20 protein-coding genes are annotated in these 21,960 nt (G+C 50.4%); 3 read left to right on the plus strand and 17 right to left on the minus strand.

Annotation, left to right across the window (positions count from 1 at the left end):
- Positions 1-163 precede the first annotated feature (163 nt).
- The 9 genes from rpoD to DW739_RS03840 form a co-directional block, all read right to left on the minus strand.
- Positions 164-1,291: an RNA polymerase sigma factor RpoD gene (gene rpoD / locus DW739_RS03800; protein WP_022359808.1), complete on the minus strand. Its 1,128-nt coding sequence runs from the start codon at positions 1,289-1,291 to the stop codon at positions 164-166.
- A gap of 304 nt (positions 1,292-1,595) precedes the next feature.
- Complete coding sequence (locus DW739_RS03805) at positions 1,596-2,516, minus strand: YegS/Rv2252/BmrU family lipid kinase (protein ID WP_107000161.1); 921 nt, start codon at positions 2,514-2,516, stop codon at positions 1,596-1,598.
- A gap of 38 nt (positions 2,517-2,554) precedes the next feature.
- On the minus strand, positions 2,555-3,745 hold the full coding sequence (locus DW739_RS03810) for an A/G-specific adenine glycosylase (RefSeq protein ID WP_118742648.1): 1,191 nt from the start codon (positions 3,743-3,745) through the stop codon (positions 2,555-2,557).
- Positions 3,738-4,718, minus strand: coding sequence for a biotin--[acetyl-CoA-carboxylase] ligase (locus DW739_RS03815; RefSeq protein ID WP_118472057.1), 981 nt, complete (start codon positions 4,716-4,718; stop codon positions 3,738-3,740). The genes DW739_RS03810 and DW739_RS03815 overlap by 8 nt, the downstream gene beginning before the upstream one ends.
- Before the next feature lie 5 nt (positions 4,719-4,723).
- On the minus strand, positions 4,724-5,032 hold the full coding sequence (locus DW739_RS03820) for a DUF6637 family protein (RefSeq protein WP_118293274.1): 309 nt from the start codon (positions 5,030-5,032) through the stop codon (positions 4,724-4,726).
- A 237-nt stretch (positions 5,033-5,269) separates the two neighbouring features.
- Positions 5,270-6,208 carry an SPFH domain-containing protein gene (locus DW739_RS03825; RefSeq protein WP_118293275.1) on the minus strand — a complete coding sequence of 313 codons (939 nt, stop codon included), beginning with the start codon at positions 6,206-6,208 and terminating at the stop codon, positions 5,270-5,272.
- Positions 6,209-6,213: 5 nt separating this feature from the next.
- A complete protein-coding gene (locus tag DW739_RS03830; RefSeq protein ID WP_118742649.1) occupies positions 6,214-6,651 on the minus strand; it encodes an NfeD family protein in 438 nt (145 codons plus the stop codon).
- Positions 6,652-6,870: 219 nt separating this feature from the next.
- Positions 6,871-7,665, minus strand: a complete 795-nt coding sequence (locus DW739_RS03835) for an RNA methyltransferase (RefSeq protein ID WP_118742650.1) — start codon at positions 7,663-7,665, stop codon at positions 6,871-6,873.
- Positions 7,662-9,629, minus strand: a complete 1,968-nt coding sequence (locus DW739_RS03840; RefSeq protein WP_182427939.1) for an NAD(+) synthase — start codon at positions 9,627-9,629, stop codon at positions 7,662-7,664. Before DW739_RS03840 ends, DW739_RS03835 begins: the two co-directional genes overlap by 4 nt.
- Positions 9,630-10,436: 807 nt before the next feature.
- Here DW739_RS03840 and DW739_RS03845 point away from each other — a divergent pair.
- Positions 10,437-11,546: a ribonuclease H-like domain-containing protein gene (locus DW739_RS03845; RefSeq protein WP_118742652.1), complete on the plus strand. Its 1,110-nt coding sequence runs from the start codon at positions 10,437-10,439 to the stop codon at positions 11,544-11,546.
- 1 nt (position 11,547) lies between these two features.
- On the opposite strand, the gene DW739_RS03850 is transcribed toward DW739_RS03845, so the two are convergent.
- Positions 11,548-12,168: a DUF5662 family protein gene (locus tag DW739_RS03850; RefSeq protein WP_022359798.1), complete on the minus strand. Its 621-nt coding sequence runs from the start codon at positions 12,166-12,168 to the stop codon at positions 11,548-11,550.
- Positions 12,169-12,458: 290 nt separating this feature from the next.
- Between DW739_RS03850 and DW739_RS03855 the strand changes: the two genes are divergently transcribed.
- Positions 12,459-12,659 carry a cold shock domain-containing protein gene (locus DW739_RS03855; protein ID WP_022359797.1) on the plus strand — a complete coding sequence of 67 codons (201 nt, stop codon included), beginning with the start codon at positions 12,459-12,461 and terminating at the stop codon, positions 12,657-12,659.
- 234 nt (positions 12,660-12,893) lie between these two features.
- Here DW739_RS03855 and hslO read toward each other — a convergent pair whose 3' ends face one another.
- Both hslO and DW739_RS03865 read right to left on the minus strand, forming a co-directional pair.
- Positions 12,894-13,814, minus strand: coding sequence for an Hsp33 family molecular chaperone HslO (gene hslO / locus DW739_RS03860; RefSeq protein WP_333493376.1), 921 nt, complete (start codon positions 13,812-13,814; stop codon positions 12,894-12,896).
- Positions 13,815-14,570 (minus strand): class I SAM-dependent methyltransferase, encoded by a 756-nt coding sequence (locus DW739_RS03865; RefSeq protein WP_022359795.1) that lies wholly within the window; start codon positions 14,568-14,570, stop codon positions 13,815-13,817.
- A gap of 286 nt (positions 14,571-14,856) precedes the next feature.
- Between DW739_RS03865 and DW739_RS03870 the strand changes: the two genes are divergently transcribed.
- Complete coding sequence (locus tag DW739_RS03870) at positions 14,857-15,561, plus strand: hypothetical protein (RefSeq protein ID WP_107000168.1); 705 nt, start codon at positions 14,857-14,859, stop codon at positions 15,559-15,561.
- A 96-nt stretch (positions 15,562-15,657) separates the two neighbouring features.
- Here the strand turns inward: DW739_RS03870 and DW739_RS03875 are convergent, their stop codons facing one another.
- The 5 genes from DW739_RS03875 to DW739_RS03895 all read right to left on the minus strand — a co-directional run bounded on the left by DW739_RS03875 (position 15,658) and on the right by DW739_RS03895 (position 21,939).
- Positions 15,658-17,487: an ABC transporter ATP-binding protein gene (locus tag DW739_RS03875; RefSeq protein ID WP_118628660.1), complete on the minus strand. Its 1,830-nt coding sequence runs from the start codon at positions 17,485-17,487 to the stop codon at positions 15,658-15,660.
- Positions 17,488-17,499: 12 nt separating this feature from the next.
- A complete protein-coding gene (locus DW739_RS03880; protein WP_107000170.1) occupies positions 17,500-18,297 on the minus strand; it encodes an ABC transporter permease in 798 nt (265 codons plus the stop codon).
- Positions 18,298-18,308: 11 nt separating this feature from the next.
- The gene (locus DW739_RS03885; protein WP_118742653.1) at positions 18,309-19,259 is read right to left on the minus strand and encodes an ABC transporter permease; all 951 of its coding nucleotides are present in this window, start codon (positions 19,257-19,259) and stop codon (positions 18,309-18,311) included.
- A gap of 137 nt (positions 19,260-19,396) precedes the next feature.
- Positions 19,397-20,971, minus strand: coding sequence for an ABC transporter substrate-binding protein (locus DW739_RS03890; protein WP_118742654.1), 1,575 nt, complete (start codon positions 20,969-20,971; stop codon positions 19,397-19,399).
- 110 nt (positions 20,972-21,081) lie between these two features.
- Positions 21,082-21,939, minus strand: a complete 858-nt coding sequence (locus DW739_RS03895) for a glycerophosphodiester phosphodiesterase family protein (protein ID WP_118742655.1) — start codon at positions 21,937-21,939, stop codon at positions 21,082-21,084.
- Positions 21,940-21,960 lie beyond the last annotated feature (21 nt).

Below are 21,960 nucleotides of genomic sequence, written 5' to 3' on the forward strand. Positions count from 1 at the left end.
TCCATCCTTAGACGTCATATGAAGATATGCACAATAATTCATATTCTTCAAAACTTGAAAAAGCAGCCTGTACCCACGGACGGGTACAAACTGCTTTATCTTTTTATTAAACCTTTCAGGAAATTCCAAACAAATTTCCCTTTTTATCAAAGTGATACAACTCTTACAGGAAATCGCGAATCCGCTTGCTCCGGACCGGATTTCTTAATTTACGAAGTGCTTTTGCCTCGATCTGGCGGATACGCTCTCTCGTTACGTTGAATGCTTTTCCGACCTCTTCCAGGGTTCTCGGATGTCCGTCCTCCAGACCAAACCGGAGAATAATAACCTGACGCTCTCTCTCCTTCAGGTCTCCAAGCAATGCATCGATATGCTCACGCAGCATAACAGATTCTACATTCCCTTCCGGCGTTACCACGTTACCGTCCGCTACGAAATCACCCAGATTGGAATCGTCTTCCTCACCGATCGGGGTTTCCAGGGAAGCTGGCTCACGTGCGATCTGCATGATCTCCATGACCTTATCCTCGGACATGCCAAGCGCCTCGGAAAGCTCTGCCACCGACGGCTCATAGCCCAGTTCCAGCGTCAGCTTACGCTGCATCTTGGACATCTTGTTGATCGTCTCTACCATATGCACCGGGACACGGATAGTTCTCGCCTGATCCGCCAGAGCCCTTGTAACAGACTGACGAATCCACCAGGTCGCATATGTACTTAACTTATAACCCTTTGTATAATCAAACTTCTCAACGCCCTTAATTAGACCCAGATTGCCTTCCTGAACCAGATCCAGGAAGCTCATGCCGCGTCCTGTATAGCGCTTTGCAATGCTGACAACCAGGCGCAGGTTTGCCTCAATCAGGCGCTCTTTTGCATTCACATCACCCTCTGCTTTGCGCTTTGCAAGGCGGATCTCCTCCTCCGCGCTCAGAAGCGGAACAGTACCGATCTCTTTCAGGTACATGCGGACCGGATCTTCCGTGCCGATTCCCTCTAACAGATCGATCGCATCCAGATCGATATCCTCTTCCTCGTTCTTGAGGAATTCATCATCCACATCATCATCGAGCATCGAATCATTTTCCTTGAGGATCGAATCATCGATCACCTCCGGAATGACATCAATATTATTCTGCTCCAGATAATTGTAAATCTGCTCCATCTGCTCTGTCTGCAGATTATCGCCCATAAAAAAGTTATTGATCTCTGTCACGTCCAGCGCGTTCTGCTTGGACTTTGCTAACTCTACCAGTTTCCTTAACTTACCTAAAAAATTTTCTTTCTCCACGAATTAACGTCCTTTCGATTTATTTCGCTTAGAAGTTTCTTTATATCTAACGTGATATTGTCCCTCGATTGTTTGTGTGCTTTTATTTCCCTGCACCTTTCCCTGCAATATCCCGAAAGTACATTATATACGATTAAATTCTATTTTTCAACAATTTTCGAAATTTTTCGATCTATTTCTATTTAGGCAGTTACTGTTCACGCATACATGCCCAGTAACGGAATTTGCCGTGGCTTCGCATTTAAATACGGCAAATTCCTGCTGCCACCACGTTTTCTTACGGCACTTTCGGTTCCAAAAGTGCCTACCCGCGAACCGTAACTTCAGGCACCCTGATCGCAATCTCTCTTGGTTTATTTTCAATCACGACCTCTGTCTGGCTTCCGCCAAACTCACCGTCCAGCGACCAGTCCACCAGCTCCTCCGACTGTACCGTCAGTTTCGAGGTGCGAAACTTGAATACGCATTCATTTTCGCCCTCTCTCTGAATCAGATAAGCAGCAATACTTGCAATGTCAAGCGGCGTGCGCGGTTTCCGGACCAGAAGCACCTCAAACTCCCCGTCATCCAGCGCCACGTCCATACCAACCAATCCTTTAAAACCTCCGATCGAGGTCGTATTGGTCACCATTCCCAGAATAAATTCCTCTTCCAATTCTCTCTGCTCCCCCAGATGTTCCCACGTAAGGCGCATCCGGTAGGATTTAAGCCCTGTCAGGCGTTTGATGGCTTCCAGCATATATGCCTGATGCCCCAAAATATTTTTCGTCTCCTGCGGGGTCGAATAGGATACCTCCGTAAATGCTCCGAACGCCGCCACATAGACGAAATACCGGTTTTTGCCGAATACACCGACATCCACCAGAAATGGTTTTCCCAGCGCAGCTGTCTGCGCCGCTTTCCGCATATTTTTCGGAAGTCCCAGACTGGATGCGAAATCATTCGTGGAACCCGACGGGATATACCCTAACTCCGGACGCTTTTCCGGGGTGATCGTCATCAGCCCCGATACCACCTCGTTGAGCGTACCGTCCCCGCCGCTGCACACGACCAGTTCCTTCGTTTTCGCACGTGCCGCCTGATACTCCGCGTCCTTCGGGCCCTGCGTAATATAAACAGACGGTCCATAGCCCGCCTTTACAAAACTATCTAAAATTTCAAGAAGACGACTTCGAATCTGTTCTTTGCCAGATCTCGGATTGATGATAAAAAGCATTTTTTTCATAATCGCCATTTCTCCTGCTCCCCCACACTAACAGTATTTCATATTAATATATTTGTATACACGCGAAATGCATTGGGGATCGGATAGCGATCCTGCAGCTCCGCCCGACACACCATCAAAACTGCTTTATCCTGATAGCCGGACGCCCGTTTCAGGCGGATTCTGCGTCCGCACATATGCCATTCAACATGGGAAAAAATGTGGACTGCATCCGGCAGATCCTCGGTTTCCCTGATATCCGCCTCCGCGATCCCCAGTTCTTTCGCTGCCTCCGCCGCACTCTTTTTTCCGTCCAGATTGACATATTCGTAGAGGGACGCCAACAATCCCTTGCTGCTGCGCTTGCGGATCGCCACCGTATCCTCCCACTCAATCAGGCAGACCGTTTTTTCCTCGATCCGGCGCGGCTTTTTCGGCGGCTTGACCGGATATTGCTCCTCCTCTCCCCGCCGGTGCGCCAGACAAAGGGATTCCAGCGGGCACTTCTCACAGAGCGGACGTCCGCCCGGGATGCAGACAAGCGCGCCCAGTTCAATCCATGCCTGATTATATTCACCTGGATGAAATAGCTCTTCTGACCGTGATGCCGTGGAAACCTCACCGGCATCATCACCGGCTGACAAATAGGAATCTCTTTCCTCCGTCCGGCGCACAAGTTCCGCCTCCAGGCGCCGCTCATATTTCTTTCGAAGCGCCGGCTTCGTGCTGTCCTGTGGGTCAGCAAACAGGCGTGTCAGAACACGCACCACATTTCCATCCAGCGCCGGAGCCGGCAGATCATACGCGATCGACGCAACTGCCCCGGCTGTATAACTTCCGATGCCCGGAAGTTTCAATATCTCATCCCGCGACGCAGGCATCTGACCGCCGTAGTCTTCCATCAGGCAGACCGCTGCCTTTTTTAGGTTCCGGGCTCTGGAATAATACCCAAGTCCCTCCCACAGCTTCAAAAGCCGATCTTCGTCCACCTGCGCGAGCGAGGTGATGTCCGGGAGTGCTTCCATAAAACGGGCAAAGTACGGTTTGACCGCCTCTACCCGCGTCTGCTGCAGCATGATCTCCGAAATCCAGACCGAATACGGTTCCGGATTCTCCCGCCACGGAAGGAGCCGCCGGTTTTTCCGGTACCAGGAGAGCAATAGAGCGCCGGATGCCGCCAGCCTCTCTTCTTCCGCATAAGGTATTTCCCCCTCTAAAGGCTTCAACGACGCATAAAAATCTTTATACATATCCGTAAATGCCCCGGACAGATACCTCTCCTGAGATCACCTTGCACACCTTTCCGTCTTCTGTGCGGACCAGCAGTTCGCCCATCTCGTCAATTCCAAGCGCCATGCCCGTATACTCATTGCCCGGAGACAGGACGCGCACCTGTGTACCGCAGTTTGCCAGACGGCTGTTATAAACGTCCATCAGGGATTTCATGTTCTGGTTTTCCATGAATTTATCATAATATCCCTCATACGCACGCATGATCGCGGCGATAAGCTGGCTGCGGCGCACTTCTTTTCCTGTCTCCAGATACAGAGACGTTGCCACATCCCGAATCTCCTCCGGGAACTCGTGATTTGCCACGTTGATGCCAATACCAGTCACGATATAATTAATACACTCTAATTCCGTGCTCATCTCGGTCAGGATACCGCAGACCTTCTTTCCATTGACGACGATATCGTTCGGCCACTTGATCTTTGCCTCCAGATCGCAAACCTCCCGAATCCCGTCGGCAACTGCCAGAGCCGCCACCAGCGTCAGCATCGACGCGCAGGTCGGAGGAAGCTCCGGGCGCAGAAGCAGGCTCATCCAGATGCCGACGCCATGCGGCGCCGCCCAGCTTCTTCCGCGGCGTCCCTTTCCCATCGACTGATAATCCGCGACTGCCAGCGTACCGTGCGGGGCATCTTTCTCCGCCGCTTTCTTGATCTCGGTATTGGTTGAATCCGTCTCGTCAAAATATAAAATATTTTTTCCAGCCCACTCGCTGTCGATGCTGCTCTCCAGCTCTGCCTGGCTGAGAACATCGCCCAGGAAACGCAGCCGGTAACCGCGGTTCCGGACCGCCTCTATCTCATATCCTTCTGTCTCCAACTGTTTGATAACTTTCCAGACTGCCGTCCGTGATACATTTAAACGCTCACAGATCTCCTGTCCGGACAGGTAATCATCCGTTTCTTTTAACATTCGCAAAACTTCTGTTTTCACTTTTATTACCCCCACCATATTGTAAGTGTACTGACAATACATAAAAGGAACAATCCTGCTCCCACTGCCATCAGGACCATTCCGCCGGTTCGCAGATGCTTTCTTCCCCTTCCCCGGCGATAGCGGTCATAGCCATTGGCAAGATTCAGTACCGCCGCCAGAAGAAAGATTACCGGAAACAAAATCCGGTTTTCATCCGGGTTCAGAAACGCAAGAACCGCAAATATCACGATCAATATACCCACTACGATATGAAGCATATCCAGGGCAAACGCGATATTCGCGCTTTTCTTTCTTTTTTCCTGCAGGTTCAACGCATCCACTCCTTACTTATATTCGCAAACAACAGCTTCATTCTTCATATAGCACATAGCTTCTTGCACGTACCCTTTCATCAACATATATGGGTACACATATCACTATGGGATATTATACCGAATGTCCGCAAGCTTGTCAAAAAAGAAATCGAAAAAGGCTGCGGTTCCTGCTTTACATAACCACCAGCCTTTTCTTATACCTTCTTTTTATAACTTAGAGCCGCTCACTCCCGGCTACTCTGCCTTTTGACCATCCGCGCCAACTTCTGTCAGACCCTTTACCAGACCGGCAATGCCCTGGATCTCGGACGGGATGATGATCTTTGTTGCCTTGCCGTCCGCTGCTTTGGCAAATGCCTCCAGGCTCTTGAGCTGCAGCACTGCATTGTCCGCGCCTGCTTCCTTGATGAAGCGAAGTCCGTCTGCTTCCGCTTTCTGGACTTTGAGGATCGCTTCCGCCTCACCTTCTGCCTCACGGATCATCTTTTCCTTCTGTGCTTCTGCACGCAGGATCGCCGCTTCCTTCTCTGCTTCTGCTTCCAGAATCGCGGACTCTTTCTTACCTTCGGCTACCAGGATCGTCGATTTCTTCTCGCCTTCGGCACGGAGAATGGACTCACGGCGCTCACGCTCTGCCTTCATCTGTTTCTCCATCGCATCCTGAATGGCTGCCGGAGGAATGATATTTTTCAACTCAACACGGTTTACCTTGATTCCCCACGGATCTGTCGCCACATCGAGTGCAGCGCGCATCTTCGTGTTGATCGTCTCACGGGAGGTTAAGGTCTGGTCAAGTTCGAGATCACCGATGATATTTCGAAGGGTGGTCGCCGTCAGGTTCTCGATCGCCATGATCGGGTTCTCAACACCATACGCAAACAGCTTCGGATCTGTGATCTGGAAAAATACAACCGTATCAATCTTCATCGTAACGTTATCTTTCGTGATAACCGGCTGCGGTGCAAAATCTACAACCTGCTCTTTTAAAATGACTCTTTTTGCCACGCGGTCAATGAACGGCACCTTGAAATGCACGCCAACCGACCATGTCTCCAGATAAGCACCCAGACGCTCTACGACTAATGCCTGTGCCTGCGGCACGATCCGGATACAGGATGACAAAATCAGAAGTACCACAATCGCAATGACAAGAAAACTGATAACTGCTCCCATATTTCCTACTCCTCCTTACATTTGCTGACAATCAGCTTGACGCCGCTGACCGCCTGAATCTGTACAATCGTATCCCTCGGAATCCGGCTTCCATCCGCCGAGCGTGCCGTCCATTCCTGGCCGGACACCATCGCCGTCCCTCTCGCCTCGTCGTTATCAATCTCTGCGGTTACCCGCGCTTTTTTACCCACCAGCGCGTCCACATTGGTCCGCACCGTCTTCTGATTGATATACCGGAGTGCCAATGGTCTTGTTGAATACAAAAGAAGGAATGAAACAACGACAAACACTGCCATCTGGATGTAAAGATTCACTCCCGCGATCGACAGGACACACGCAATCAGAGCGCCTCCAGCAAACCAGATCGAAGTCAGCGCCATCGACGCTGCTTCCAGCCCGATACACACTACAAACACCGCCAGCCAGACACACCATACTGCCATGTCATCTCCTCCTTCCATATAGGTCTTTTGACCCTGATATCTTAAAACTAGTATACGATATTTTCTGACATTTATCAACCAATCAGCTCTGTTTTTGAACTTACGGTTTTATTACAAACTTCTTAATGGAACATATCGATCTGCAGTTCAATTTATTTCTTCACAGCTCTCTATTTGCACAAACTATCCGGCTTAAAACATTGTTTCAAAAAATGCAATTTACTGCCGTCTCTGCCGTGCCGTCTCAAACAGCAGCACCGAAGCCGCCACCGCTGCATTGAGGGATTCAACCTTTCCAGCCATCGGAATCCTCACCCACGCGTCAGCAAGCGCCGCCGTCTCCTCGGTCAGACCATTTGCCTCATTTCCGATCAGGAAGCCGGACGGACCTGTATAATTTTCTTCTTCGTAGTTATGTTTCCCCTTTAAATGCGCCGCATAGAGGCGGATTCCCTGCTTTTTTACTTCCCCGATCGTCTGATGCAGGTCGTCCGTGTAGATAAACGGCACCCGGTAGATCGAGCCCATCGTGGAACGGATGACCTTCGGGCTGTAAATATCAGCTGAACCACGGTCAAGAATGATGCCTGTCACACCCGCCCCCTCTCCGGCACGCAGGATTGTTCCCAGATTACCCGGATCCTGCAGCGTCTCCAGAATCACAAGCTCCGGTGCCTTTCCGTCCAGGCTATTTTTCAGCACATCTGAGAGCTGATAGGAAAACTGTTCCGCTACCGCCAGGATTCCCTGCGGTGTCTGGGTGTCCGACATATGGCGCATGACTTCATCCGTCACCGTCTCATATCGGCAGCCTGCCAGCAGTTTTTCCGCTCTTTCGCCCTGCTGGCGCAGAAAGCTTTCCGACACATAGACTTCGCGGCGTTTCTCCACCGGCAGTTCCCCGAACATCTTCGGACCTTCCACCAAAAAGACGCCCTGTTCCCGTCTTGCTTTTGCTTTCTTTGCAAGCGCCGTCACCGCTCTGACACGGGCATTGCCCGTGCTCGCGATCACAGGCTGCCTCCTGCCGCTTTCGTCTCCGGCACTCCGTAAACGCAATCCTCATCCAGTGTTTCCAGCTCCTCCAGCCACAGGCGGCTGCACGCATCGCTCGGCATACGCAGGTCGCCGCGCGGCGATACTGCAGCAGAACCTACCTTCGGACCATCCGGCAGGCAGGAACGCTTAAACTGCTGGTTGAAGAAACGGCGGTAGAACACCTTCAGCCATTTAAGGATCGTTTCCTTATCATAAGCACCGTCAAATGCCTGACGCGCCAGGCGGTAAATCTTGCCCGGACGGTAGCCGAATCTTAATATATAGTAGAGATAGAAATCATGCAGCTCATAAGGACCAACCAAATCCTCCGTTTTCTGCGCGATCTTTCCATCCTCCTCCGGCGGCAGAAGCTCCGGGCTGACCGGCGTATCCAGTACATCCAGCAGAATATCAGAAAGCTCTTTCTCGCCACAGGTATCTGCATAATAGCGCACCAGATGGCGCACCAGCATCTTCGGAACCGAGCAGTTGACACCGTACATCGACATATGATCGCCGTTGTAGGTCGCCCAGCCAAGCGCCAGCTCCGACATATCGCCGGTGCCGATGACAAGACCGCCGATCTTATTGGCAAGATTCATCAGAACCAGCGTCCTCTGGCGTGCCTGTGAATTTTCATACGTTACATCATGAACCGACGGATCCTGTTCAATGTCACGGAAATGGATAGTAACTGCCTCTCGGATATCGACTTCTTTCAAGGTTGCACCCAGCTTTTTCGTGAGCTGGCAGGCATTCTGGTACGTCCGGTCAGTCGTACCAAAGCACGGCATCGTCACAGACAGGATATTTTCACGCGGAATCCCCAGCAGATCAAAGGCGCGCACGGTTACTAAAAGGGCCAGCGTTGAATCCAGACCGCCTGAAATACCAACGACAGCATGGCGGCATCCGGTATGTTTGAGACGTTTTTTCAATCCCATCGCCTGGATCGAAAGGATCTCCTCGCAACGGCGGTTCCGGCTGCCCGCATCGTGTGGGACAAACGGGGTCGGATCGATCGCGCGCTCCAGCGCAAGCGGTTTCCGATCCAGCGTAAAGCTTACAAACCGGTAATCCTCACGGCCTTCTGTCTGATAGGTCGTCATCCGGCGGCGCTCACATTCCAGACGTTCCAAATCGATATCTGCGTAGATCGTCTGATTCTCAAATCGCGCTGACTCCGACAGGATATTGCCATTCTCAGCGATAATATTCTGGCCGCCAAAAACGAGATCCTGGGAAGACTCTCCCTCGCCCGCATTGGCGTAAATATACGCACAGAGCAGCCGCGCCGACTGACCGCTGATCAGACTTCTGCGGTACTCGCTCTTGCCTGTCACCTCATCGCTGGCAGAACAGTTGACGATCACCGTTGCCCCCGCCGACGCGTGTGCAATACTCGGTGGATTTAAAACCCAGACGTCCTCGCAGATCTCCGCCCCCACGACGAGATTTTCCACATTGTCACAGGAAAATAAAAGCTTCATTCCCATTGGCACCTGATAACCGTCCCAGGAAACGTCGATTATCTTTTCCCAGCCCGGGTTGAAATAACGTCCCTCATAAAATTCAGAATAGTTTGGAATCCATCTCTTCGGAACCAGACCGAGCAGCTTTCCATCCTGGATCGCCGCTGCCACATTGTACAATTTATTGTTGTATTCCCACGGAAGTCCTACAAATACAAGCATTGAATCGCCAGCTGTAAAGGCGATCAGCTTCCTAAGCTCTTCCTTTGCCTTCGCCAGCAGCGATTTCTGGATAAACAGCTCACCGCACGTATATCCCGTCAGCACCAGCTCTGGAAATACCATCATCGAAGCGCCCTTTTTGCGCCCCTCCTCTATCTGTTCACAAACCTGTTCCCGGTTGTACTCTACATCTGCCACCTTCACTTCCGGCGTTGACGCGGCAACCCGGATAAAGCCATCTCTTATCATATGGTTTGTCTCCCTTATAAATAATTTTTAAAAACATAGCAACTGTTCAATAGGTCTGCGCATTTACTGCGCTGACCGTACGAAAACATGGACCAGCAGGCAAAAATCCCATTGCCGTAGGCAATTTTAAATGGATTTTTGCGCGTGACTGTGAAGGTACTGAACAGTTACGAATTTATTGTAGCTGTCACTATACAAAAAGTCAAACATATATAAAAAGAGAGCCGCTTTTCCCCCACAGAAAGCAGCTCTCCGGTCACGTTCACAACCGTTACATTAAATAGTTTGATTGCTGTATGTAAATATACCACCCTTTTCCAATTTTGTCAACGTCACTTTTGTCATTTTGCACAATAAATCATTTTCTTTTTTCGACAAGAAAAAGCAATTTTCACAGTTCTTTTTTACGAATCTTTCCGCTTTCAGTCTTTGAAAACTCCTTTAGCAAGGCAAATTTGCGCGGGTTCTCATAATCTGCCAGTCTTTCCGCCAAAAATTCCCAAATTGCCATATTGGTACAACCACATTTCCCGCTGTCACTTCCGACATTTTCTAGTATATCGGAATTTCAAAAGATTGCCAAACTTGTACCACTGAAGGTTTACAAATTGTTTTTCTTTTTACTCAGCTTCCAGAACGGATATTTCACGATACCGGGTGTGTTATTGTTTTATCATTTTAAACGGTTGCTTTTCACTTCCGATGAATTTATAATAACGCCATAGGTTACAGTCTGAAACCAATCCCCGACGCAATGCGGATCTGGGGCGGACATTATAAACCGACACAGGAGGATACTGCCAAATGATCACCATTCAAAATCCGCTGACCTTTACTTCCTCTTATCCGCCCAAACGGTTAGGAGCTATCTCCGATCTGCTCTTTTTCGATATCGAGACAACCGGCTTTTCCGGCGACTACGCCTCGGTCTATCTGATCGGCTGCGTCTGGCACGACGGAAACACCTGGATTCTGACCCAGTATTTTGCCGAGACGAGGGATGCAGAGGAAGAGGTTCTCGACGCTTTTTTTGCACTTCTCCGGACAAAGCGCATCCTCGTCCATTTCAACGGCGACGGGTTTGACATTCCATTTCTGACGAAACGCTGTGTTTTTTATAAAAAGGACTGGAATTTTGAAGCAGTTAAAAGTTTTGATATTTATAAGAAAATACGCCCATTAAAGAAATTGCTGGGACTTGAAAATCTGAAACAGAAAAGCATCGAGCGGTTCCTCGGCATTGCCCGCGAAGATAAGTACAACGGCGGTCAGCTCATCGAGGTTTACGGTGAATATTTACAGACGCACTCTGAACTGCTGAAACACCTTCTGATTCTCCATAACGAGGATGACTTAAAGGGAATGCCGCAGATTCTGCCGATTCTCGCCTACCCGGACTTTCTGACCGGCGATTTTTCTTTCAAAGGTTCAGAAAGCCGTGATATCCCATATGCGGACGGAAACTCAGAAAAGCACCTGCTGCTTCACTATGAAAGCCCCGTCTCTCTGACAAGTGGATTCCAGTTTTCTATCGGTGAGCTGGAGCTGTCGGCGGAAGGAAACCGCCTGACGCTCGACCTTCCATTATATTCCGGGGAACTGAAACGATTTTACAGCGATTATGAGAATTATTACTATATGATCTACGAGGACTGCGCCATCCACAAAAGTGTCGGTCAGTATGTGGATCGCTCCGCCCGCAAGAAGGCAACCGCCAAAACGTGCTACACCCGCGCAGCCGGGCTGTTTGTGCCGCAGCCGCTTCTTGCAGATGGCACTCCGATGTGGCATGAATGCCTGAAAGCAGACTATAAGAGTAAGCAGCTGTTTGTGCCGTATTCAGAACAGCTTTTCACAGATCCAAAGACGGCAGTGCTGTACTTACATAATTATCTGAGAGAATTGTCCTTATAAATTACAGAACCCGTCCACGCTCTCTTATCTCCCGGATCACGTGTCCCATCCGTTTTCTCCGGACTGCCTGTTCTTTCGCCCTCTCCCGCGCAAGCAGAGCCCGGATGAACGCAAAGGTTCTCTCCTCGCCCTGCTCTTTCAGCATCGTGAGGAGATATTCCAGCTGGTACTTCGTCCTCGGGTGCATCACGACAAAATCTCTGCCTCTTTCAAAGTATTCCCACGCACACGCATCCGTGTAATCTTTTCCCTTGTAAACCTTCGACGCGGCAATCCGGTCCATTACCATCTCGATCAGGTAGCGAAGGGGCATTTTATTGCCGACAAGCCCCCAGGACTTGTCTGGTGCAAAATCGATCCAGTATTCGAAATGATGTTTGTTGCGTCCCTTGTGGTGCAGCCATGCCGCCGAATAGCCCTTTTCTTCTTTTTCCGCCGCATTTGGGCTGCGGTTTCCCTGATAATATTTAACGCCGGTCGCAAATTCCTCCCAGGAATACTTGGAGAGATCGTGCAGAAGTCCCTGGCGGTACAGACCTACCGCAAAGCAGTTTTTCATGACCTCGCATTTATGTTTCGTGATCGTCAAAAAATGATGATACGCATTGTAAATATAATTCATTTTCCTACCTCTTTCCCCTTTTCTTTCCTCCTATTTTACCCCCCGTATCCTGGTTTGACAACCCCACTTTCTTTCGCGGCTTTCTGGAAAATACCCGTTACTGGGCGCACATGTGTGCACAGTAACAAATGCCCTTATTTTCCACAAAAATTTAACTATTTTTAAATGTCTGAATTTCCAGAAATTTTATGCGAAAACGTTTGACATCAATATGAAACTATGCTATTCTTGGAACAGGTCATAAATCCATGCGACCATCACTATTTTTTATATTTTTTTGGAGGTATCATATGAACAGAGGTACTGTAAAGTGGTTCAACAACCAGAAAGGTTACGGATTTATCTGCGACGAGCAGGGCAACGATGTATTCGTTCACTACTCCGGACTGAACATGGAAGGCTTCAAGTCTCTTGAGGAAGGCGCTCAGGTAGAGTTCGAAGTTGTTAACGGTGCTAAGGGACCGCAGGCTACTAACGTAACCAAGCTTTAATCATCAACTTTCCAGTGTACCTGTTTTCCAAATATGTTTGATATATATTTTGCGAATACGTTATATTGATCTAAGTAAAGTGATTATAAAAAGGGATACCGCTTCGGCAGTATCCCTTTTTTCGTAATTGCTCACACATGTGTGAACAATTACCTTTTTTTCTGTCCTGCCATGCGGAACATATCCAAATATCCTTTTTCCGCACAGCCGCCATATCTATTATTTCATTTCTTTTTACTTCTTAGCTTTTTCGTACAGTTCTTTCAGCTCATCCACACTAAATTCATAGTGCTTGTTGCAGAACTGGCAGTTGACCTCGATGCTCTTGCCCTCGTCGATCATCTCCTGCAGCTCCTTGCCACCGATGCTGATCAACGCCTTCTCCACACGGCTCTTGGTGCAGTTGCAGGTAAACTGAATCGGCATCTTATCCAGAATCTCCAGACCAAACTGTCCTAAAATCAGCTCCAGAATGTCCTCCGGAGTCATTCCCTTATTTAACATCGTCGTCACCGGCTCCAGCTCAGCGATCGTCTTTTCAAGTGCCGAGATCGTCGCCTCCTCTGCTCCCGGAAGAAGCTGGATGATAAATCCGCCTGCCTGGCGCACCGTATTTTCTTTATTCATCAGAACGCCCAGTGCCACGGAGGACGGAGTCTGCTCGGAAGTCGCATAGTAATAAGTCAGATCTTCCGCAATCTCACCCGTTACCAGGATCGTCTGTCCCACATACGGCTCTTTCAAACCGATATCCTGGATTACGCTCAAGACGCCGACTCCCAGCGCACCGCCCACATCCAGCTTGCCCTTCGCATTCGGCGGCAGCATTACCTCCGGGTGGAACGCGTAGCCCTTGACATTGCCGTTCTTATCAGCTGTCACCGTCAGACCGCCGATCGGACCATCACCCTCGACCCGGATGGTTAAAAGATCACTGTCTGCTTTCATCATCGATCCCATCATGACCCCTGCCGTCATCAGGCGTCCCAGCGCTGCGGTCGCCACCGGGCTGGTATTGTGCGCCTGTCTGGCTTTCTCCACCAAATCGCGGGAAGTCGCCGCAAATGCGCGGATCTGACCATTCGCCGCCGTCGCACGGAGCATATAATCTCCGGTCTGTCCCGTTATTTCACCTGCTTTTATCTTTTCCATCATTTATACCTCTTTTCCATGTTCTCTCGCAACCACATAGATTCGGTCGCTCTCTTTTCGCGGCGCGTTCTTCGTAAATGCGTCATACGCCGCCACAAATTCCATGCCCGCCTCTGTGAGCGCCTTTTTTATCTCGTCCAACGACCACGCGCGCTCAAAATGCGTCTCCTGATAGCGGCGGTATAAGTCATCCTCCTCGCGGATAAAGAGCGTCAGATCGTAGGAGTTAATTTTCTCCTCTTCATCATACTCATTTTCCCAGATGAAGCTCCCCTCGTCGCGCACCTCCGCGATCGTCTCACTTCCCATTGCCTGAAACTTTGCCTCCGTGTTCAGGTCGAAAATGAACATTCCCTTCGGATCCAGATAATTGTTGACCAGCGAAAATACGTGCGCCAGATCGTCATAATCCAGAATATAATTCAGCGAATCGCAGATACTCACGACCGCCCGGACCGTCCCGTACAATTCAAATTCGCGCATATCCTGCAATAAATACAAAATTGGCAGCCCGGATTCTGCCCGTTTTTCGATTGCTTCCTGCAGCATATCCTCCGAGACATCCACGCCGATCATATCATAGCCTTCCTTTGCCAGAAGCTCCGTCAGCGTGCCGGTTCCGCATCCCAGATCCAGCACCAGACCATCATTGATCCCATATTCCTTTAAAAGGGAAGTCAGGTACCCGCACCAGTCCTCATAGGGAATATTATCCATAAACATATCATATACTTCCGCAAAACTCGTGTAAGCGTCCATTTAGCCTCTCCTTCTATATTGCCGATGCAAAAATGACTGCCATGCACCGAAAGCTTTCCCCTACTGCACAATCTCCTTCCGATGCCAGCACTCCCATCATAGCAATTTTTCGCCCTGTTTGCAAGAATAATTGAAAAAGCACGCGCAGATGACCAGGAATGGAGTAATTGTTCACAGGTAGGCACTTTTAGAACCGAAAGTGCCGTAAGAAAACGTGGTGGCAGCAGGATTTTGTCGTATACACTAACTCTTGACGTTCCACGCAGAACTGACTATACTAGAGCGTATGAAAAATTTGACTGAAAAACAAAAACATTCTCCCATCAAAAGCCGCCGTTTTTACCGCCGGCAGATGTGGCTTCCGGCGCTGGTGCTGATCGCGTCCATCCTGCTCCTGTGGCAGAATGCCGGGGAAAATTCACACTCCCCGCGGCCGATAAACAGCCAGTGCAAGTTTGAAGATTTTTATAACCCGGCTCAGCCCTATGTCTCGGTGAACGCTCCTTCCTTATATTATACAGGGTGCGCTGCCTACGATGGAAAGAAAGAGACCGGATATTATTATTACTCTCTGGAAAATGGAACCTGCCATTTCTATCTGCTCGATCCGTCTTCCGGCTATCCAGAGCCGCCCGAACGCAAAGCACTTTCATTAAACGGGCGTTTGATCCGCCTGAACGAGGATACCTATGAATCGCTTCTCCAGACGATGGCGGACAGTCTCTCCTGGACGGTGAGCTCCCTGCGGAACATGACTTCTCCTTATATCATATCCGCTCTGCCGTATCCCGCTCTGACGCATGAGGTATTTCATCTATTAGCCGGATGTGCGTTTCTGATCGCCCTGGTGGATCTGATCTGGCTTTTTTACCATTCACTCCGGCACCGCCGGGAGCCGCTGCAGCTTTCCGGTGAGGCACAGCAGGGGCAGCAGGATTCTTCCAGTGAGCAGCCGCGCACTTTAATTTCCCACCGCAGGAAAAAACATTGACAGACGATTCGAGCCATGCCGCTTTCCCTGGCATAGGCTGAACCGTCTGTCTTTTTTCGGCTGCTATTTCGTTTTTCTCTATTTCAGCTTATCAGATTATGCTTCTATCTGAATACACCGCGCCCAGTGTGTCCTTGAAAGTTGTACTGCCTCCGGTGACAGCGGCACATGGGCACACGCCTCTCTTCTCTTCGGACAGCGCTCATAAAAGATACACTTCTCCCCACTGCCCGCTATCTTCTTTGGTGCATTCTGGACGGACCGCTCTTTTTCCTGATTTTCCAAAAGGTTCCCTTTCGTCTGTCCCCGCTCCGGTTTTTCCATCCGGCTGTCTCTCTCCGGCTCCGCACTCTGCTTTCCTGCCTCCGCATCCAGTTCCATTGTATCCCCGCCGATCGCCGCTTCCAGCAGAAGTTTCGTGTACGGGTGCGCCGGATGCTCATAGATCTCTTCTGCCAGACCTTCTTCCACAATCACACCCCTGTAAATGACCATGACACGGCTGCAGAGCCCGCGCACGACGTTCAGATCGTGGGAAATAAAGAGGATGGTCATCTGCTTTTCGGCGTGCAACTTCAAAAGCAGGTTCAAAATCTGGGACTGGACCGTCACATCAAGCGCCGAAACAGGCTCATCCGCGATCACCAGGCGCGGATCCATGAGAAGGGCCACGCCGATGCTGATGCGCTGTTTCTGACCGCCAGAAAGCTCTCTCGGATGGCGCGCCGCAAAGGACTCGTCCAGTCCGACATTTTCAAGCATTTCTTTCACTAGCTGCCTGCGCTCTGCGCGGTCTCTGATGCCGCGCAGGCGCAGCGGTTCTTCCAGAATCCATCCGATCGTCCGCGCCGGGTTAAGCGATCCCGCCGGATCTTGAAATACCATCTGCGGACGGACGCCGTCACGCACCTTCACCTCACCCGTATAATTGTCGTGAAGTCCCAGGATCGTCTTGCTGAGCGTCGATTTGCCGCAGCCGCTCTCGCCCACGATCCCCACAATCTCTCCCTCTCTTGCCGACAGGTTCAGATCGTGAATTACGTGTTTTTTTCCTTTTTTGCGGAACAGACCGCCACGCACATCGTAAAATACGTTCAAATCCGTCAGGCGCAGGATCTCCCCGCCGGAGCTTTCCCCTTTTTCTCCCTCCGGAATCGACGCCACCAGATGGCGCGTATATTCATGCTTCGGATGCAGAAGGACGTCTTCCGTCTGCCCTTCTTCCACGATCTCGCCCTTATAAACCACGATCACACGGCTGCAGAGCGCACGCACAACATTCAGATCATGGGAAATAAAGAGAATCGACGTTCCCTTGGTCCGGTGGATATTCCGCAGAAGCTCCAGGATCTGTGCCTGAACGACACAGTCTAACGCTGTCGTCGGCTCATCCGCAATCAGAAGACTCGGAGAATTGATCATCGCCTGCGCGATCATCACACGCTGGCGCATGCCGCCAGAAAGTTCATGCGGGTATTTACCGCACAGCCCCTCCGGGTCCGGCAGACCGACTTCTGAGAGTGCCTGCACGACCCGTTCATGGATCTCAGCATTTCCGAGTTTCGTATGGATCCGCAGGCTTTCCCCGACCTGCCGTTCGATTTTCAATACCGGATTTAAGGAGGTCATCGGCTCCTGAAAGACCATCGCCATTTTGCTGCCGCATAGCTGTCTCCGCTTTTCCGGTTTCATGGTCACCAGATCTTCTCCCTGAAAACAGAGCGATCCGGAGGCAATCTCGGCGTCCTTCGGAAGCAGCCCCATCAGTGCCAGCGCACTCATGGATTTTCCTGACCCTGACTCGCCGACTACTCCGACGATCTCGCCTTTTCCGATCGAAAAGCTGATGCCCTTGACTGCCTCAAAGGTCGAATTTCCTTCTGGAAAACGGATCGACAGATTTTTTATCTCAACCAATGGTTCCATCTTTTCGCCTCCTTACTGCTGCATCGAGCGCAGTCCCTCGCTCACCATGCTGAATCCCAGAATAATCAGGATGATCGTCACGCCCGGTCCGATCGCGTACCACGGCGCATTGAACAGGTACGACTGCGCTTCGTAAAGCATTCTCCCGAGACTCGGCTCCGGCGGCTGGATTCCCAGTCCCAGATAACTCATACTCGCCTCAGCCAGCACCGCATTGTTAAATCCGATCGCCGCCGCCGTCAAAAGGCTGACCGCCGCATTCGGCAGAATATGGGCGAAAATAATCCGGATATGCCCTGCGCCAAGGATCCGCGCACTCTTGACAAAATCCAGTTCCCGGCACCGTATCACCTCACTGCGGACGATCCGGGCAAAACTCGGGATAAAAAGGATTCCCAGCGCCAGAATGATGTTGTAGCTTCCCGGCTTCGTCAGGCTGATGAAGATAAGCGCCAGAAGAATGCTCGGAAACGATAAAAGGATATCATTGAAACGCATGATCAGGTTATCGAAAAAGCCGCCGAAATAGCCGGTCAGCGCACCGACGATCGTGCCAAACACACACCCGATCAGAACCGTGCAGACTGCCACAAAAAAGGTGCTGCCGCTTCCCGCCATCACACGGCTCAAAATATCGCGCCCGAAGTTATCCGTTCCCAGCGGGTGTGCTGCACACGGCGCCAGATTGACTGCCATGGAGTCCATCGTCGTCGTCCCATACGGCGTCCAGAACTGTCCGATCAGGGCAACTGCCAGAAAGAACAGCGTGATCGCGCCCCCTATCATCAGATTATAATTCTTTCGTTTCATTCGTCTTCCCTCTATTCTTCCGTCGTCCGGACTCTCGGATCCAAAACCTGATAAATCATATCAACCGCAAAATTGATAAGTACGACCACCGATGTGATATACAGCACGATCGCCTGCACAACCGGATAATCGCGGTTGGAGATCGAGCTGATCAGAAGTCTTCCGATTCCCGGCACGCTGAACACCTGCTCCGCCACGATGCTGCCGGCAAGGATCTCCGCGATTACCATCGCAAAGAACGTCACAACCGGAATCATCGCATTTTTCAGCACATGCCCGTACAATACCGCCGTTTCCGTATTGCCGCGGCTGTAGGCAGTCCGCACATATTCCCGGTTCATCTCGGTCAGAATCGAGCTTCGCAGGAATTTCACCACCATCGCAATCTTCGGCAGCGCCACCGCGAGCGCCGGAAATAAAAGGTACTGTGCAGACTTTCCGAAATTTTCCGACGGTTCGATAAATTTACCCGGCTGGAACATATGAAGAATCAGTCCAAACACGTAGGTCAGGATCATGCCGAGAAAGAATGACGGCACCGCCATCAGAATCTGCGTCAGGCAGTTCGTCAGCGTATCGACCCATTTCCCGGCAAACCGGGCACTCAGGATTCCGAGCGGAACTGAAATCACCGTGATGATGAGCAGGGAAATGACTGCCAGAAGCACCGTGACCGGAAGCCGCTGTGCCAGAAGGGAGCGGACTGAGGTTCCCTCATACCGGTAGGACTCCCCGAAATCCCCCTGCATCGCATCGGTCACCCATCTTCCATACCGCTCCAGAAGTGGATCATTTAATCCCATCTCATCCCGCGCCCGCTCTAACTGCTCTTCCGTCGCGTCCTTTCCCAGCCTGGAAAGTGCCGCATCGCCCGGAATCACAGAAAAAGCGGTAAACGTCAGGAAGGATATGACCAACAATGTGATAATGAGAGTTATCAGTTTTTTTATAAAGAATTTCATAATTCCCTCCTGCGTTTACCGCTTCTTATTCTGTTGTTATTTCCTGGTTACTGTTCACGGGCAGGCACTTCTGGAACCGAAAGTGCCGTAAGAAAACGTGGTAGCAACAGGAATTTGCTGGATTGTAACTGTACATTTTACTGCTCTACCTGATATAACAGGGACATATCCTCTGCTGCCGTCGGGTAGAAGGTGTAGCCGCCAAACTTCTTGCTGACTGCTACGAGGTTCGCCGGATCTTCGATGTAAACGGCTGCCGCATCCTCTGCCAGGATCATCTGCGCCTTCTTGTAGTTTTCTACTTTTACATCGTCATCAACGGTTGTGTATGCTGTATTAAATACATCGTCGTACTCAGTGTTGGAGTAATGCATGAAGTTCTTCGCATCGTCTGTCACATATTTCTTGAGCCAGTCGCTCGGTGCCAGCGTTCCGTCAAAACCGATGACGGTCGCCTGGAAGTTGCCTCCCTTGTATACATCCTGCAGCCAGGTGCTCCACTCAACCTGATTTAAGGTCACGTTGATGCCGACCTGAGACAGCTCATCCGCGATGATCTGCGCGCTGTCTACGTGCTGGCTGTATGAGCTCGGAACGGTGATTTCCAGATCAAAGCCATCTGCGTATCCGGCATCTGCCAGAAGCTCTTTTGCCTTCTCCGGATCGTAGCTGTATACGGTCTCTGCTTCCGGCTCATAGTATTTCGACATTGCCGGGATCATATGGGAGCCGATGATGTGGCTCTTTCCGCCGAAAATAAAGTTGTTGATCGCATCGCGGTCTACCGCATAGCAGAGTGCCTGACGCACCTCTGGCTTGGAAAGCGGCTCGTAAGCGCTGTTTAAGTACATCGCATGGACGAGGTTCATGCTTCCCTGTACGATGTTGTAATCTTCATCGCCCAGTGTCTCCGCCTGTGCGGCGGTTAAATATTTCAGAATGTCGATGGTGCCTGCCTGCAACTCTACAAATGCGGTGTCCACATCGGCAATAAATTTAAATTCCACGCTGTCCAGGCTCGGAACGCCCTCCTGCCAGTAGCCGTCATATTTTTCCAGCTCCAGGTTCTGTCCCGGTGTGTAGGAAACATATTTGAATGGACCGGTACCGATCGGATTGCCTGCCGGGTCCTCGTTGGACTGCGGAATGATGGCAATTGTCATCATCGGAAGAAACTCTGAATAACTTTCTTTCAGGTTTACAACCAGTGTCTTGTCATCCTGCACCTCTACACTATCTACAAGCGAAGAAAAAGCGGAGGATTCGCCCTGAATCTCCGCATAACGATCGATGGAATATTTGACATCTTCGATGGTAACCGGTGTGCCGTCATGGAATGTGATGCCATCTCTCAATGTGAAAGTATAAGTCTTTGCATCATCGGAAATGGTGTAATCGCTGGCAACAGCCGGAATAAATCCGCCATCGGAAGTAGGCTTTACAAGCCCTTCGTACAAATTGAAAACCACGTCTCTAGTTCCTGCGTCCGTATCTACATGGGGGTCAAGACTAGCCAGGTCCTGCGTCATGCCATACACAACGCTGCCGCCTGGTACTGGTGTTCCTTCTGAAAGAGTATTACTGGTCTCTGCTTCGCTGGACTCGCCAGCTGCTTCTGAGGTACCTTCTGCTGTCTTGCTGCCTCCGCATGCACAGAGTGAAGCAGATAACAAAAGTGCCATTACGCCTGAAAGAAGCTGTTTCTTTTTCATATCTTTGTCCTCTCGAATTCGTAATAATCTCTCATTATTAAATTGTCCTAGCCATTATAGCAGATTTTCATAGAAAATCAACTTTTCCAGCATAATTTAGGACTTTCTCACTATCTTTTAGGATGTTTTTTGTTGAAATTTACGAATTGATCCGGCTCGAAACTGTCAAAAATAAAAACATCAAACTGTTTCCGGTGCCGGTTTAATTCGCCCTGGTTTTTAATCGTCCATGCCGCCATCTTACATTTGTAGAAATAACGCAGCATTTCCACCGGAAGCGTGTTGCTGAACTGGCAGTTGTACGCAATGAAATCCGGTCTGCAAAATCCGTTCAGCATACAGTATGTAAGCATCTCCCGCACAATGACCGGCGTTTTCAATCCCTCGCCGCGGTGATTGGTCGCAAGCTGTCCGCGCAAAACATTTGGACGATGGCGCTTAAACCAGCCGAGTGCCAGCGGACTGAACGATTCGATGCAGTACTCACCCGGATAACGGTCTAAAAGCGCCGCACATTTCTCGCACAGCTCCCGATGGACAATCTCCGCTTTCAGCTCGATGATAAGCGGTGTGCGTCCATCCGCCAGTTCAAGCACTGTCTCAAAGGCTGGTATCGTCTGGGATGAACCAAACAAACGATAGCTTTGCAGCTCTTCAAAGGTACAGTCGCGTATCTTCCGGTCAACGCCCGCCGCCCGCTTCAGATCCCAGTCGTGAAATACGACCGGAACCCCATCTTTTGTCAGCTGTACATCCAGCTCGATCCCATATCCCATCTGGATCGCGCTCTCAAACGCCGGGAGCGAATTTTCCGGACATTCACTCCGGTTGTCATGAAATCCCCGGTGGGCGATGTATTGCCGCTCAAATGCCTGCATTCTCGCCTTCCGCCCCGTCTCCGGCAGCATACTGCAGTAAAACAGAGATAAAATCGATATCGTCACCATCCCTGGAATTACGATTGTCATATGTAAATAGCCTCTTTTCTT

Source organism: Clostridium sp. AM28-20LB, assembly GCF_003480665.1.
Lineage (GTDB): Bacteria > Bacillota > Clostridia > Lachnospirales > Lachnospiraceae > Otoolea > Otoolea fessa.